Here is a 14,707-nt window from a genome sequence, read left to right as displayed (position 1 = left end):
GACTTTCGCTTGACGGCGGCGCAAGAAGACACGGATACGAATAACCGTGGAGCTATTTGGGAGCCGTGTTGATCCAAGCCGCGCCAAGTTTCCTCACGCGGTCCGGGCCGCTGGTCCGTCTCGCTCTGTTCGCTCTTGCAGCCGCCATGCCGTTTTTCATCGCAGATGCCGCGCGCGCCGATTTTCGCGTCTGCAACGGAACACAGAATCTCGTCGGCGTCGCGATCGGATACCGGGCCAAGGATGGCTGGGTAACGGAGGGCTGGTGGCAGGTGCCGGCAACGACCTGCGCCACGTTGATCGAGGGAGAATTGCCGTCGCGCTATTATTACCTCTACGCAGAGGACGCCGCCCGGGGAGGACGATGGACGGGTGACGTGCAGATGTGCGTGGCGGAAAACGAATTCAAGATCACGGGTGTGCAGGATTGTTATGCCCGCGGTTACCAGAAGATGGGATTCAAGGAATATGATACGGGCCGCCAGGGTAGCTGGATGGTTCAACTCTCCGACACCCCAGGGACGCAAGAAAGCCAGAATTGATGAAGCGTAATCGCAAAGTTAAAATCCTCGCCACCCTCGGGCCAGCCTCCTCCGAGGAATCGATGATCGAGAAGCTGCACCAGGCCGGTGCCGATGTCTTCCGCATCAATATGAGCCATGCGAGCCACGACATGATGCGTACGCTGATCCAGCGCATCCGCTCGGTCGAAGCGCGCTCCGGCCGGCCGATCGGCATTCTCGCCGACCTGCAGGGACCGAAACTGCGTGTCGGCAAGTTCGTCGACGGCAAGGTGGACCTGAAGCCCGGCCAAACGTTCACGCTCGACAACAACGAAGCGCTCGGCGACCAGAGCCGCGTCTACCTGCCGCACCCCGAGATCCTGGAATCGGTGCAGCCTGGCCACCGCCTGCTGATCGATGACGGCAAGCTCGCCCTGCGCGCAGAAAAATGCGACGGCAAGAGCATCGTCACGACTGTTATTTCGGGCACGCGCATCTCCGACCGCAAGGGCGTCAGCCTTCCCGACACGCTGCTCGGCGTCGGCGCGCTGACGGACAAGGACCGCGCCGATCTCGACGCAGTGCTTGCCACCGACGATGTCGACTGGGTGGCGCTTTCCTTCGTCCAGCGTCCCGACGACCTCGCCGAAGTGCGCAAGATCGCCCGCGGCCGCGTCGGCCTGATGTCGAAGATCGAAAAGCCGCAGGCTCTCGAGCGCATCGAGGAAATCATCGAACTGTCAGACGCATTGATGGTCGCCCGCGGCGATCTCGGCGTCGAAATGCCGCTCGAATCGGTTCCCGGCATCCAGAAGCAGCTGATCCGCGCCTGCCGCCGTTCGGGCAAGCCAGTGGTCGTTGCCACGCAGATGCTGGAATCGATGATCTCGGCGCCGGTGCCGACACGCGCCGAAGTTTCCGACGTCGCGACCGCCGTTTTCGAAGGTGCGGATGCCGTCATGCTCTCGGCCGAATCGGCCTCGGGCGACTATCCGGTCGAAGCTGTCACGACGATGGCGTCGATTGCCACTGCCATCGAGCGCGAGCCGCATTATCCCGGAATCATCTATGCCCAGCGTGCCCAGCCGGAAGCGACCGGTGCCGATGCGATCTCGCTGGCCGCCCGTCAGATCGCCGAAACGCTGAAGCTGTCGGCGATCGTCTGTTACACTTCGTCGGGCACGACAGGCCTTCGCGCCTCGCGCGAGCGTCCGCAAGTGCCGATCCTGGCGCTGTCGCCGATCATCAAGACGGCACGCCGTCTTGCCGTCGTCTGGGGCCTGCACTGCGTCGTCACCCATGACGCGACCGATCTCGACGACATGGTCAACCGCGCCTGCCGTATCGTCGCCGACGAAGGTTTCGGCAAGCCGGGCGACCGCATCATCATCTCGGCCGGCGTGCCGCTCGGCACGCCCGGCGCCACCAACATGATCCGCATCGCCTATATCGGTTCCGACGGCCAGAGCGGCATCTGATCGGATCGCATGCATCCGAACGCCCGCTGCCTGAGAAGGCGGCGGGCTTTTTTCGTTGATGGGCCGGCATTGCCAACGGCAATGGCGCATGCAAGTTTCGATCTCTGGATCGGGAGGATCGTCATGGATTACGTCACGCTTCTGGCTTTTGCAGCCGTTTCCTTTGTTGGTATCGCGACACCGGGGCCGACAGTGCTGCTGGCGCTGACCAACGGTTCGCGGCATGGCCTGCGCCGCGCAGTTGCCGGCATGATCGGCGCGGTGCTGTCCGATTTCGTGCTGATCGGCGCCGTCGCGATCGGGCTTGGCGCGCTGCTCGCCGCATCGGAATTCTGGTTCTCGATGCTGAAATGGGCAGGTGCCGCCTATCTCGCTTTTCTCGGTATCATGCTGCTGCGTTCGAAGGGCACGATCGATGCGGCGTTGAAGTCCGGCGCGCCTGCGGGCGCGACATCGCCCTTCTCGATCGGACTGAAGAGCTTCATGGTCGCGGCGACCAATCCGAAGGGTTATCTGTTCTTCTCGGCTTTCCTGCCCCAGTTCATCGACCCGATCCTGCCGCAGGCGACGCAATATATGCTGCTCGCCCTTGTCTTTGCCGCGCTCGATTTCCTCATCATGTTCGGCTATGCCTTCTTCGGCTCGCAGGCGGTGCGTTTCCTGAAAACCTCAGGCGCCATGTGGCTGGAGCGAGCCTGCGGTGGCGCGCTGCTGGCGCTTGCCGGCTCGTTGGCCTTCTATCGCCGGGCAACCGTCTGAGTTCAGGGCAGGGATAGGTGGCCGACGCGATAGGTCTGGGTGTGCTCGCCGATCTTGGGAATCTCTCGCCATAGCCTGAAGCGTACCCGCGTCCAGCTCGTCGGTTCGAAGCCGGAAATGGAGGCGAGCGCGCCACCTGTCGCCAGGTCTGCTTTGGTCGCCGCGCTTTCGGCGAATGTCGGCGAGCGGCGTGTAGGCCTCTGTTTGCAGAATATCGCGTGTGGCGAACCTGGCCGGGGCGATATCAGGCGAGATTTCTGCCTGCCAGACGATCCAGGTTCTCACCTGTGGCCAGCCGAAGGCGTCGGTCAGCGTTTCGAAGCCCGGGCCGCAGAGGAAGTCGCTTGCCCCTTGCGGCGTCTGCCAGAGATAGAAGGGCGCATAGAGATTGTCGTGGCTGCCGAACTCCCCCTTGCGGGCGCTGAGATAGGCTTTGAAGCCGAGATTGGGAAAGCCGTCGAGCAGTGGACCCTTGTCGCGGATGCGGCGGTCGATGATCGACATGTCGTAATCGGCAGGCAGGGTGAAGCTGTACTGCATGGTGATCATGACTGTGCCTCCACCGGTTGCAGCCATTCGACGACGCTGCCGTTTTCCGTCGGCTGGACGCTGATATAGCTGAAGGGGCTGTCATCGGTGGCGCCATGCCAGTGACGCTCGCCGGGCGCAAACCAGACGGCATCGCCGGCACGCAATGCTTCGATGGGGCCGCCCTCGTTCTGCGCCAGCCCATGGCCCGAAAGCACATAAAGTAGCTGGCCTCTTGGATGCGTGTGCCAGCGGGTGATGGTGCCGGGATCGAGCATGGCGCGCATGGCGGTGTTCTCGCCATCGGCGCTGCCTTCGAGCAGCATCTCGACCCAGAAAGGCGAAGTTGCGGCGCCCTCAGGCGAGCGGACTGCCCTGCCGGGGCGCCTGATGGTCATGGTCTTCGGGTTCGAAGCGCTCATTGCCGGGCTCCAGCCAGACGAAGCCGCCAGTCTGGGTCGGTCATCTGGGCAATACCATTACCGAAGGACCAGTCTTCCGGTGCGCTGGTGCTGATGACGATCATCACGTCCTCGGGCCGGAGGCCCGGCGATTGCGCCAGGAGATCGGCAAGCCGCCGATAGAGTGCTGCCTTCATCTCGCCGGTGCGAGGCCTGCCGATCGTGATCGAGATGTAGACGAAATCGTCGGAGCGCGGGCCGGCGAGATAGCTGCGATCGAAGATCAGTTCGTTCTCGTCATGCTGGTGGATGGTCTGGAAACGGTCGTTTTCGGGCACGTCGAAGGTCTCGACCAGGGCGCGCTGAATGTTGTCGGCCAGCGCCGCGAGGTAGTCCGCCGACTTGCCTTTGCGAAGGGAAATGCGAACGAAGGGCATCGGGATCTCCATGATTCAGGCCGTCCGTCGGCCTTGACAGCAGAAGCATCGCACGGCACGATGATGCTGAAAATCAGAATTTTATGGATTAATGATCCTGAAAAATGGGATTATCTCATGCGACGGACAATCTTCGATCTCGATGTGCTTCGAACCTTTTCGACCGGCATGGAGCTTGGCAATTTCGCCAAGGCGGCCGAGCGGCTCGGGCGTTCGACCTCGGCAGTGAGTGCGCAGCTGAAGAAGCTGGAGGAGCAGGCGGGCACGCCGATCTTCCGCAAGGCGGGTCGCGGGCTGGCGCTGACCGATGCCGGCGAGACGATGCTCGGTTATGCCAGGCGGCTGCTGGAACTCAACGACGAGGCGGCTGCCGCCGTCAACAACGTCGAGCTGGAAGGCTGGGTGCGGCTCGGCCTGCAGGAGGACTTTGGCGAGACCCTGCTGCCGGATGTGCTCGGTCGCTTTGCGCGTGCGCACCCGAAGGTCCGAATCGAAGCGCGGGTGGTGCGAAATGCCGAGCTGCTTCAGCGCGTCACATCGGGCAAGCTCGATCTGGCGCTTGCCTGGAGCGATGGCACGCTGACGGCGCATTGCGAGCGGATCGGCGAAGTGCCGATGCGCTGGATCGGACCTGCCGAGGGACAGCCGGGCTGGCAAGCGGCAAGCGGCGAGCCGATGCCGCTCGCTTCGTTGGAGGCGCCGTGTCTGCTGCGCAGCGCGGCGACCAAGGCACTTGATGAGGCGGGCATCTCCTGGCGGCTCGCCTTCGTCAGTCCCAGTCTCGGCGGTCTCTGGGCCGCGACGGCGGCGGGCCTCGGCCTCACCATCCGCACGCCGATCGGCCTGCCGGCGAAGGTCCGGCCGCTGGCGCCGGGGACAATCGGCCTGCCTGATTTGCCGAAGCTCGGTCTGGTTCTGCATCGGGCGGAAGCCGAACCGCAGCCGGCTGCGGCGCGGCTTGCCGAACTCGTGCTTCAGTCGGTGCATGGCGCGTTGCATGGGGTGGTGGCATGACATCCCAGCATTGACCGTTCGGACGCGTGGCTGTAGCTTTCGGCCGCTATGAAGATGATCACTCTCAATATCGCTACGGCCTTCTTCTTGAGCCTCTAAGGCTCTGCCTTCGGGCATCAGAAGATGCGGTCGCTAACCAGCCTTTGCGGCTGGCCCGTTGCCGTGGACCGTAATGACCCTGCGTCTGGCCAAGGACAGAGCCGGCAGGATTGGCGATAGAGAGAGATATATCATGACATCAGATGTTTATCCGATAGCGCCGCGTGCCGCGCAGATCGAGCAATTCATCGAAGACGGCTTCACCAGGGTCGACGGCGCCTTTCCCCGCGAATTGGCCAGGGAAGCCCGTGCCATCATGTGGCGTGACATTCCCTTCGCTGCGGATGATCCAAACACGTGGACGCGGCCGGTCGTGCGGCTTGCCGGTTATGGCGGCGGGCCGTTCGAGAAAGCCGTCAACACGCCGGTATTGCATTCGGCCTTCGACCAACTCGTCGGCAAAGGGCGCTGGGAGCCGCGCAATGGACTTGGCAGTTTCCCTGTCCGCTTTCCCCATCCCGATGATCCCGGCGATGCCGGTTGGCATGTCGATCTGAGCTTTCCCGGCGAGGATTCCGATCCGGATGAGCAGCGGGACTTTTCCGCCTGGCGGGTGAATATCAACTCGCGCGGGCGGGCGTTGCTGATGCTCTTCCTGTTCTCGGATGTCGGGGAGGAAGATGCGCCGACCCGTATCCGTGTCGGTTCGCACAAGGATATCGCTCGCCTTCTGGCGCCGGCGGGCGAAGCGGGAATGGCGCATCTCTGGCTGGAGCATGTCGGGGAAGAGCGGCCGCTGGCGTTGGCAACAGGGCAGGCGGGCACAGTCTATCTATGCCATCCATTCCTCATCCATGCGGCGCAGATGCATCGCGGCCAGGAGCCTCGTTTTATGGCGCAGCCCGGCCTTGTGCCTTCCGAACCTCTTCGGCTTGAACGGCAGGACGGCGCCTATTCGCCGGTCGAGATCGCAATCCGCCGGGCGCTTCACGATCACTCTATCTGATCGCTGATCCGGCATCCGGCTCGATGAGCCGGATGCCTCACGAAGACGCGCCGGCGTGACGTCTCAGCCGAACCGTTCCAGAGCCATGGCGAAGATATCGGCATCGACATTGCCGCCGGAGGTGACGGCGATGACCGTGTCGCTTTCCAGAGCATCGCCATGGAAGAGGGCGGCGGCAAGTGCCACCGCGCCGCCGGGCTCGACGACGATCTTCAACCGCGAGAAGGCGAGTGCCATGGCGCGCAGCGCCTCCTCGTCGGTAACAACAATGCCGGCGCCGGCGAGGCGCTTGAGGATCGGGAAGGTGATGTTGCCCGGCTGCGGCGTAACGATCGCATCGCAGATCGAGCCCGATACCGCCGCGTTGCGTTCGATCTTGCCGGAGGCCAACGAGCGGGTGGTGTCGTCGAAATCCCTGGGCTCGCAGGGACGGACGCGAAAGCCGGGAGAACTGGCTTCAAGGGCGAGCGCGATGCCGGAGGTCAATCCGCCGCCGCCGCAGGGAACCAGGACTTCGGCTGATGTCACGCCTTCCTCTCCAGCCTGCTCGGAGATTTCAAGACCGGTCGTGCCCTGACCGGCAATGACAAGCGGTTCGTCAAAGGGCTTGATCAGCGTCAGCCCACGCTCGGCCGAAAGTCTCGCGCCGATCTCGTCGCGATCCTCGGTGACGCGGTCGTAAAGCACCACTTCGGCGCCGAAGGCGCGGGTGTTGGCGATCTTCAGCTTCGGCGCATCGCTCGGCATGATGATGACAGAGGGGACATTGTGCAGCTTGGCCGCAAGCGCAACACCCTGGGCGTGGTTGCCGGAGGAGAAGGCGATAACGCCTTTCGAGCGCACGGCCGGATCGAGGCCGGAGACGGCCGACCAGCCGCCGCGAAACTTGAACGAGCCGGAATGCTGCAGACATTCCGCCTTCACGAACAGGCGCCGGCCGGCGATCTCATTGAGGAAAGGCGAGGAGAGAAGCGGCGTACGCGTGATATGACCGCGCAGACGGGCGCGGGCTGCGACAATCATTTCAATGCTGGCCATTCGGGAATCTTTCTGCTTGCGGGTTCGCCCATGCATAGGGCGAGGCAAGCCAATTGTGAACGGCGACTTTGTCACGGTGACATGAATGGTACCACCGCTGCTTCTTAAGCCGTGCGGCGCTTCTGCCGACTGTTTGATCAGGCGATCCCGAGGCGTCAGTAGCCGCTTGCCGAACCTTCCGCTGCGCGGCTGTCCATGGCGCCGTTGTAGCGGGCGCCGCCGCCTTTTTTGATGGCAGCAAGGCTTTTGCCGCCGACGAGGATGCCGGCGGCCTGGCCCCATTGCGGCGCGTCATTGCCGCCATCGAAGCTGTAGCCCATCGCGGCGAGGGTCTTTTCCGTATCCGGCGAAAGTGCATAAGGCTCGAGAAAGACCTTGTCGGGCTGCCATTGGTGGTGGAGACGCGGGGCGTTGACCGCCTGGCTGATGTCCATGCCGAAATCGACGACATTGAGGATTGCTTCCAGCGTGATGGTGATGATGCGCGAGCCGCCGGGGCTGCCGATCACCATGAAGGGCTTGCCGTCCCGGGTGACGATCGTCGGGCTCATCGAGGAGAGCGGCGTCTTCTTCGGGACAATGGCATTGGCCTCGCCCTGCACCAGTCCGTAGAGGTTGGGCACGCCGGGCTTGGAGGTGAAATCGTCCATCTCGTTGTTGAGCAGGACACCGGTGCCGGGTGCCACCACGCCGGCGCCGAAGGAGCCGTTCAGCGTATAGGTGACGGCGACCGCATTGCCCGCGTCGTCGATGATCGAATAATGCGTCGTCTCGGTGCTTTCCTTGCCGCCGAGCGGTTTCAGATTCGCCGAGGTGCCGGCCTTGTAGGGATCGATCTTGGCGGCAATTTCCGAGGCATATTTCTTATCGAGCAGTTTCTCGACCGGGTTCTCGACGAAATCGGGATCGCCGAGCGCCGCATTGCGGTCGACATAAGCATAGCGCATCGCCTCGACCATGATGTGCACCGTTTCGGCCGAGTTATAGCCGAGATAGGAGAGCGGATAGCCTTCGAGAACGTTGAGGATCTCGCAGATGATGACGCCGCCGGAAGAAGGCGGCGGCGAGGAGATGATGTCGTAGCCGCGGTAATTGCACTCGATCGGCTTCAACTCGCGCACGGCATATTGTTCGAAATCCTCCTTGGCGAGGATGCCGCCCTTGGCTTGGCTCGTCTTGACGATCGCTTCGGCGGGCGCGGCTTTGTAGAAGGCGTCGGGACCTTTTTCGGAGATGGCTGTCAGGACTGCAGCAAGGTCCGGCTGCTGGAGTTTTTCGCCCGATGCATAGGGTTTGCCATCCGGTTTCAGGAAGATTTTCGCTGCCGCCTCATCCTTGGCGAGGCGCTTGGCGCTGCCGGCAAAGCTTGCGGCATCGCCCTGTTCCAGCGTGAAGCCCTCCTTGGCGAAGCGGAGCGCCGGTGCGATCAGCTCCTCGCGCGGTTTGGTGCCGTATTTCTCGCGTGCGGTCTCGAAGCCCATCACGGAGCCCGGCACGCCGACGGCGAGATAGCCGTCGAGGCTGGCGCGTGGCACGACATCGCCCTTGGCATCGAGATACATGGTTTTTGTCGCGGCAAGCGGCGCGCGTTCGCGAAAATCGAGAAAGGTCTTGGTGCCGTCCTTCAGGCGAATGGTCATGAAGCCGCCGCCGCCGAGGTTGCCGGCCGTGGGATAGACGACCGCCAGCGCATAACCGACGGCGACCGCTGCATCGACGGCATTGCCGCCGCTCTTCAGCACCTCGACGCCGACATCGGTCGCCAGATGCTGGGCGGTGACCACCATGCCGTGCTCGGCTTCGACGGGTGCAGGCGAGGCGGCGAAAGCCGAGGTCAGGCTCAGCGACAGTGCTGCGATGATGGAGATCGTCCAGATATGCAGGCGGCCCATGATTTCCCCTCCTATGGACAATGATGGAAAAACATATGGGACTGCGGCAGCCCGAGGCAATGCAAGGGGTTGGCTTTATGCGAGAAGTTCGGCGAGTTTCCGGTTGGTATCGTCGTCATCGAGCGGCGTGTAGACGATGAGCTTCATCTCCGGCCGGTTTGTCAGCGTTAGGCCGGTATGTTCGAAGGACATGCGGCCCTTGATGGGATGGTCGATGCGCTTGATGCCGGACAGCGGGCTGATGACCTCGTGGCGCTGCCACCAGTCACGAAATTCGTCGCTTGCCTGCTTCAGCAGCGCGATCAGCCGTTCGAAATCCGGATCGCCGGCATAACGCGCGCTGTCGGCCCGGAACATTGCCAGCGAGACGCGGGCGACCGATTCCCAATCGACGAGCAGCCGGCGATGCGCCGGGTCGGCGAAGAGACGATGCATGATGTTGCGCTCGTCGCGGTCGAGCGTGTCGTAACCACCGAACAGCATGTCGGCGGCGCGGTTCCAGGCGAGCACGTCCCACCGGCGGCCGAGCACATAGGCCGGTTGGTGGGTCAGGTTGGCGAGCATGCGTTGCAGCGGCTCGTCGACGCATTCGGGTGCGGACGATACAGCCTGCGGCGCATGGCGATTGTTGAGGGTGAAGAGATGCCGGCGTTCGGCCTCGTCGAGGCGCAGTGCATCGGCAAGGGCGTTCAGCACCTGTGCGGAGGGCCTGATGTCGCGGCCCTGTTCCAGCCAGGTGTACCAGGTGGTGCCGACGCCGGCGAGCATGGCGAGCTCCTCGCGCCGGAGACCTGGCGTGCGCCGCCGAAATCCCTCGGGCAAGCCCACCTCGGACGGCGTCAGCCGCTCGCGGCGAGAGCGCAGAAAGGCTGCGAATTCACGGCGGCGGGCTTCGAATGTGTCGGCTCTCTGGTCCATGGCGGTGATCATATCAGTATCGATACCAGGATAAAACTGGAACTGTTTGCCGTTTCCAGGCCGCGCATGATGCCGGCGCTGCGGGTGATTCAAACGCCTGCGGATCGATCAATTCAAGGAGCAGCATCATGTCTTTGCAGCATGTGGTCGTCATCGGCGGTTCTTCCGGCATCGGCCTCGCCACGGCGAAATTACTTTTGAAACAGAGATATACGGTCACCATTGCAGGCCGCGACGGTGAAAAGCTTGCCGCCGCGAAGGCATCGATCGATGGCGATCTGCGCAGCCTCGTGCTTGATGCGGCGGAACTTTCCACACTCGGGGAAGCTTTTGCCGGGATCGGCGCATTCGGTCATCTCGTGCTGGCGATGGGCAGCGGTCACGGCGCCGGACCTTTTGCGACGCTCGACATGACGGACCTGCTTGCCGGTTTCCAGACCAAGCTCATTCCGCATGCAGCGGCAGCCCAGGCGGCACTGCCGCTGCTGCAGCCGGGCGGCAGCATCACCTTCGTTTCGGCGGTCAGCGCGCAGGCTGCGATGCCTGGCACGGCTGGGCTTGCGGCCGTCAATGCCGGCATCGAGGCGATGGTGCCGGTGCTTGCCGCCGAATTGAAGCCGCTGCGCGTCAACGGCGTTTCCCCCGGGGTCGTCGATACGCCGTGGTGGAGTTTCCTGCCGCCCGAGCAGCGCGGCAGCGTCTTTGCGGATTTCGCCGGCCGCACGCCGGTCGGCCGTGTCGGCAGGCCGGAGGATATCGCGCAGGTGATTGCCTTCCTGATCGGAAACGGCTTCATGAGCGGCCACGTCGTCACCTGCGACGGCGGCATGCGTCTCGGCGCCTGAGGCAGGTTTCCTGCAATGCTGAGGACAAAATTATGCAGCAATTCAAAGTGCTACAGCGTCCTCTGCGCGTCTGAAAAAACGCGCGGCCCGGTCGACCCCAACGACTGTACGGCCGCGGCCGTCCGATCGCGTGAGGAGGCGGCAAGCCTCTCTTCGGCCCTGCGGGCGATCGCTTGCAGGTCGCGCGGCTTGCCTGATAGCTTCTCCATGGCGGCGATGGCGACATCGGTTGCGAGATAATCCGGCTTGTGGCCGACGCCGCTGACGGTGATGAGTTCGGAGCCTGATATATCGCGGGCAAGGCCGCGCGAGTGCAAGTGTTCCCAGACGATCTCGTCGCTGTCACCTGTTATGATGACGGTCGGTGCGGTGATCTGCGAATAGAGCAGCGACTGCTCCTTCACATAGGCGAGCAGCCTTTTGAAATCGGCGGCGTTGTTATGGAAAGCGTTGGGTCGCAGCACCAGCGACGGCCCGGTTTTTTCGATGTAGTCGGCCGGGCGCGGATTGGGACGGAAGACATTCAGCGTGCCGCGCTCCAGCCGGCTCAGACCGAGAGGCACGACGATCGCGTGGTTGAAGAGCCAGCCGACGATCGGCACGGTTGCCACATGATAGTACCAGTCGATGCCACCCGGCCATGGATGGGTGGCGGGCGCAAGGAAGAGCAAGCCGGCGGTCTTATCAGGATGACGCAGGCCGAAGGCGGCGGTGATCGCGCCGCCGAAGGAATGGCCGACGATAACAGCCTTTTCGATGCCGCGCTTCTCCATCAGTCTGGCGATCGCATCGGCCTGGCCAGAGGGGACGGCGTTCTCAGGGCCGCCGCGCTCGGAATAGCCATGACCGGGGCGGTCGACGAACAGCATTTCCGCCCGGCCTTCGAGTGCGGCGCGGAAGGCAACGACCTGGTCGAGCAAATTGCCGCTGGCGCCGTGAATGAAAACCAGGGCGGGCAGATCCGCATTTTCGGGACGCTCGATGTGGACGGCATTCATGCGGTAGCCGCCGACATCCGTCAGTTCGCCGATATTCGGATAGGCGTGTTCGAATTGCCGCGCCTTATAAGTGGAGTAACCGATGGCGGCGGCGAGCGGGGCGAGAAGAGCGGAAACTTCTGCAAGCATGATCTCAACGAGCGATAATTGCGGAACGACCTGCTGGCGGACAACCGCCATGTCGTTCCCTCCATATGCTAAAATTGCGCGGCGAGATCCGACGTCAAGATATCAGACCAGGAATCAGGTGCGGTTGCCGGCGAGTTTTTCCGCAAGCGTGTTGGCCTGTTCCTGCGCAGTACGCTCGGCGGGATAGACGTCGAGGAAACGCTCCCAAGCCTTCAAGGTCAGCTGATCGTTGCCGGAATTGCTGAGGATCGCCGCCATGCCTGAGAGCGCGCCGAAATGGCGCGGCTCGAGATCGAGCACACGTTCGATGTCGGACATCGACTTGCGATAATTGCCCATGGCGAAATTCAGCGTGGCGCGGCGGTTCCAGCTTTCGGCATAATCGGGCTTCAGCGCGATCGCCTCATCGAGGAAATCGAGGGCCGCGGGATTGCGCTTTTCCTCGATCGCCTTGTCGGCCCACTGCATCAGCAGATTGACGGTGGCGCTACCGGAATCGTTCCATTCCATGCGGATTTCATTGGCGATGCCGCTGGCCTTTTCGGGATCGCGTTCACGCTTCAGCTGGCTGAAGAGCTGGTCGAGGTGCTGCTTTGGCGAACTGTTGGTATCCGTCTGCTCGACGATAACATCCTTTTTCGCGGCGGCAGCGGGCTTTTCCGCGGCGGCGGCCGGAAAGGAGGCGGTGAGGAGAATGAGGGCGAGCGGCAGCGCCGCTGATGTCAAAGCAAAAAAGCGCATGGCGGACATATTAGCCCGCCAGCGCCGAAGATCAAACAAATTTGACGTGATCACCGCAGCGACCCACCGGATATATCTGCCGGCGCCAGCTCACGCGGCAGGGCGATCCGGACGCGCGAAATCAGCCCTGACGAGCCTTGAAGCGCGGGTTCAGCTTGTTGATGATGTAGATGCGGCCCTTACGGCGAACCAGACGGTTGTCACGGTGACGAGCCTTGAGCGACTTGAGCGAATTCTTGATCTTCATTTTTCTGATCCGCGATCTCTAGGGGGGAATTCACATTCGCCCGTATCTTTAACAATCAAAAGCGCGCCATCGGGCGCGCTGTTTAGGTGGGGGAGCAGATACCCCGTCACCTTTTCCGTGTCAACCACATGAAGGTGTTTTTCCCAAGGCACAGGGGTGTTTTCTCAGGCCAAAACCGGCGATTTCGGCGTCAAGGTGGTGACATGGCCCATCTTGCGGCCGGGGCGCCACTCGGTCTTGCCATAGAGATGAACCAGCGTATCGGGGCGCCGCAGCCAGTCGGGAACGGCCAGGATATCATCGCCGATCAGGTTCTGCATGATACACTCGGAATGGCGTTCAGAACTGCCAAGCGGCAAGCCGGCGACGGCGCGGATATGCTGCTCGAACTGGCTGACGACGCAGGCCGCTTCCGTCCAGTGACCTGAGTTGTGGACACGCGGCGCCATCTCGTTGGCGATCAGGCCACCATCGGCAAGCACGAAGAATTCGATACCGATGACGCCGACATAGTTCAACGCGGCAAGGATCTTTTCGGCCGATTGGCGCGCGGCGTCCGCCGTCGATGGAGAGATCGCGGCTGGAACCGTCGAGGTGTGAAGGATACCGTCGCGGTGCACATTCTCGGCGGGATCGAAGCAGACGACCGTCCCGTCGGTGGCGCGCGCGGCGATGATCGAGACCTCGCGCTCGAACGCGATGAAGCTTTCGAGGATGAGCGGTACGCCGCCGAGTGCGGCATAGGCGCCATCCGGGCTGTCGGCCGCCGAGCGGAAAACCTTCTGGCCCTTGCCGTCATAACCGAGGCGGCGGGTCTTCAGCACGCCCTGGCCGCCGAAATCCTCAAGTGCCGTCTCAAGATCGGCCTGGCTATCGATCGCGTGGAAGCGGGCGGTTGATATGCCGCAGTCATTGAGAAAGAGCTTTTCGACGAGGCGGTCCTGGGCAGCTTCCAGCGCCTTCGGTGGCGGAAAGACGGAGACATTCGCCGAGAGCCTTTCGGCGGCTGCAACGGGCACGTTCTCGAATTCGTAAGTGACGACATCGCAAATATCAGCAAGTTCGGCCAGTGCCGCCGGATCGTCGTAGGCGGCGGTAATCTGCCGGTTGGCGAGCTGGGCGGCCGGGCAGTCCGCCTGCGGCTCGACGATGATCGTGCGAAAATTCAACCGCGCGGCAGCAATGGCCAGCATGCGGCCGAGCTGGCCGCCGCCGATAATGCCGATCGTTCTTGCCGTCATAGGTTGTCCATCGGGTATTCGGCGACGGCAGCACTCTGGCGCTCGCGCCATTCGTCGAGCCGGTCGGCGATTTCTTCGTCGGAAAGGGCAAGTACGGCAGCGGCGAGAAGCGCGGCGTTGACCGCGCCGGCCTTGCCGATGGCAAGCGTGCCCACGGGAATACCGGCCGGCATCTGCACGATGGAAAGAAGACTGTCCTGGCCGGACAGGGCTTTCGACTGGACCGGCACGCCGAAAACCGGCAGCGGTGTCATCGCGGCGGTCATGCCCGGCAGGTGGGCGGCGCCGCCGGCACCGGCGATGATGACCTTGAAGCCCTCCGCGCGTGCGCCCTTGGCGAAATTGACCAGCCGGTCCACTGTGCGGTGCGCCGAAATAATGCGCGCGTCATAGGGAATTTCCAGCGCCTCCAGCGTGTCGGCGGCGTTTTTCATGGTCTCCCAGTCGGACTGGCTGCCCATGATGATGGCGACGGGTGGTCTGTCTGTCATCG

16 protein-coding genes and 1 pseudogene are annotated in these 14,707 nt (G+C 62.9%); 6 read left to right on the top strand and 11 right to left on the bottom strand.

Annotated features, from left to right (window positions below):
- Positions 1-56 precede the first annotated feature (56 nt).
- From N1937_RS18645 to N1937_RS18635, 3 genes are all read left to right on the top strand, one after another.
- Positions 57-542, top strand: a complete 486-nt coding sequence (locus N1937_RS18645; protein ID WP_260056717.1) for a DUF1036 domain-containing protein — start codon at positions 57-59, stop codon at positions 540-542.
- Positions 542-1,981: a pyruvate kinase gene (pyk, locus tag N1937_RS18640; RefSeq protein WP_017967840.1), complete on the top strand. Its 1,440-nt coding sequence runs from the start codon at positions 542-544 to the stop codon at positions 1,979-1,981. Before N1937_RS18645 ends, pyk begins: the two co-directional genes overlap by 1 nt.
- Before the next feature lie 123 nt (positions 1,982-2,104).
- Complete coding sequence (locus N1937_RS18635; RefSeq protein WP_026154534.1) at positions 2,105-2,740, top strand: LysE family translocator; 636 nt, start codon at positions 2,105-2,107, stop codon at positions 2,738-2,740.
- Between the two features lie 2 nt (positions 2,741-2,742).
- On the opposite strand, the pseudogene N1937_RS18630 reads toward N1937_RS18635, so the two are convergent.
- The 3 genes and pseudogenes from N1937_RS18630 to N1937_RS18620 all read right to left on the bottom strand — a co-directional run bounded on the left by N1937_RS18630 (position 2,743) and on the right by N1937_RS18620 (position 4,106).
- Positions 2,743-3,289: pseudogene (locus tag N1937_RS18630) on the bottom strand (DUF4865 family protein).
- Positions 3,286-3,690 (bottom strand): cupin domain-containing protein, encoded by a 405-nt coding sequence (locus tag N1937_RS18625; protein WP_260056716.1) that lies wholly within the window; start codon positions 3,688-3,690, stop codon positions 3,286-3,288. The pseudogene N1937_RS18630 and the gene N1937_RS18625 overlap by 4 nt, the downstream one beginning before the upstream one ends.
- Positions 3,687-4,106 carry a tautomerase family protein gene (locus tag N1937_RS18620; RefSeq protein WP_017968179.1) on the bottom strand — a complete coding sequence of 140 codons (420 nt, stop codon included), beginning with the start codon at positions 4,104-4,106 and terminating at the stop codon, positions 3,687-3,689. The genes N1937_RS18625 and N1937_RS18620 overlap by 4 nt, the downstream gene beginning before the upstream one ends.
- A gap of 117 nt (positions 4,107-4,223) precedes the next feature.
- Between N1937_RS18620 and N1937_RS18615 the strand changes: the two genes are divergently transcribed.
- Complete coding sequence (locus tag N1937_RS18615) at positions 4,224-5,120, top strand: LysR substrate-binding domain-containing protein (RefSeq protein WP_260056715.1); 897 nt, start codon at positions 4,224-4,226, stop codon at positions 5,118-5,120.
- Positions 5,121-5,352: 232 nt separating this feature from the next.
- Positions 5,353-6,165: a phytanoyl-CoA dioxygenase family protein gene (locus N1937_RS18610; RefSeq protein WP_260056714.1), complete on the top strand. Its 813-nt coding sequence runs from the start codon at positions 5,353-5,355 to the stop codon at positions 6,163-6,165.
- Between the two features lie 63 nt (positions 6,166-6,228).
- On the opposite strand, the gene N1937_RS18605 is transcribed toward N1937_RS18610, so the two are convergent.
- The 3 genes from N1937_RS18605 to N1937_RS18595 form a co-directional block, all read right to left on the bottom strand.
- Entirely contained in the window at positions 6,229-7,203 is a 975-nt protein-coding gene (locus N1937_RS18605) for a threonine ammonia-lyase (RefSeq protein WP_260056713.1), read from the bottom strand.
- A gap of 155 nt (positions 7,204-7,358) precedes the next feature.
- Entirely contained in the window at positions 7,359-9,095 is a 1,737-nt protein-coding gene (gene ggt, locus N1937_RS18600; RefSeq protein WP_260056712.1) for a gamma-glutamyltransferase, read from the bottom strand.
- 75 nt (positions 9,096-9,170) lie between these two features.
- The gene (locus N1937_RS18595) at positions 9,171-10,025 is read right to left on the bottom strand and encodes a helix-turn-helix transcriptional regulator (RefSeq protein ID WP_170277115.1); all 855 of its coding nucleotides are present in this window, start codon (positions 10,023-10,025) and stop codon (positions 9,171-9,173) included.
- Positions 10,026-10,141: 116 nt separating this feature from the next.
- Here N1937_RS18595 and N1937_RS18590 point away from each other — a divergent pair, with 116 nt between their 5' ends.
- The gene (locus N1937_RS18590; RefSeq protein WP_170277116.1) at positions 10,142-10,858 is read left to right on the top strand and encodes an SDR family oxidoreductase; all 717 of its coding nucleotides are present in this window, start codon (positions 10,142-10,144) and stop codon (positions 10,856-10,858) included.
- 50 nt (positions 10,859-10,908) lie between these two features.
- Here N1937_RS18590 and N1937_RS18585 read toward each other — a convergent pair whose 3' ends face one another.
- The 5 genes from N1937_RS18585 to purE all read right to left on the bottom strand — a co-directional run bounded on the left by N1937_RS18585 (position 10,909) and on the right by purE (position 14,705).
- Complete coding sequence (locus N1937_RS18585; RefSeq protein WP_026154570.1) at positions 10,909-11,985, bottom strand: alpha/beta fold hydrolase; 1,077 nt, start codon at positions 11,983-11,985, stop codon at positions 10,909-10,911.
- A 114-nt stretch (positions 11,986-12,099) separates the two neighbouring features.
- Entirely contained in the window at positions 12,100-12,735 is a 636-nt protein-coding gene (locus N1937_RS18580; protein WP_222294110.1) for a tetratricopeptide repeat protein, read from the bottom strand.
- A 112-nt stretch (positions 12,736-12,847) separates the two neighbouring features.
- Positions 12,848-12,973: a type B 50S ribosomal protein L36 gene (gene ykgO / locus N1937_RS18575; RefSeq protein WP_003566454.1), complete on the bottom strand. Its 126-nt coding sequence runs from the start codon at positions 12,971-12,973 to the stop codon at positions 12,848-12,850.
- A 164-nt stretch (positions 12,974-13,137) separates the two neighbouring features.
- Entirely contained in the window at positions 13,138-14,214 is a 1,077-nt protein-coding gene (locus N1937_RS18570) for a 5-(carboxyamino)imidazole ribonucleotide synthase (RefSeq protein WP_260056711.1), read from the bottom strand.
- Positions 14,211-14,705 carry a 5-(carboxyamino)imidazole ribonucleotide mutase gene (gene purE / locus N1937_RS18565; RefSeq protein WP_017968169.1) on the bottom strand — a complete coding sequence of 165 codons (495 nt, stop codon included), beginning with the start codon at positions 14,703-14,705 and terminating at the stop codon, positions 14,211-14,213. Before purE ends, N1937_RS18570 begins: the two co-directional genes overlap by 4 nt.
- Positions 14,706-14,707: the final 2 nt, after the last annotated feature.

It is taken from the genome of Rhizobium sp. WSM4643 (assembly GCF_025152745.1).
Classification (GTDB): domain Bacteria; phylum Pseudomonadota; class Alphaproteobacteria; order Rhizobiales; family Rhizobiaceae; genus Rhizobium; species Rhizobium leguminosarum_I.
This window is presented reverse-complemented; position numbering and strand designations above follow the sequence as displayed.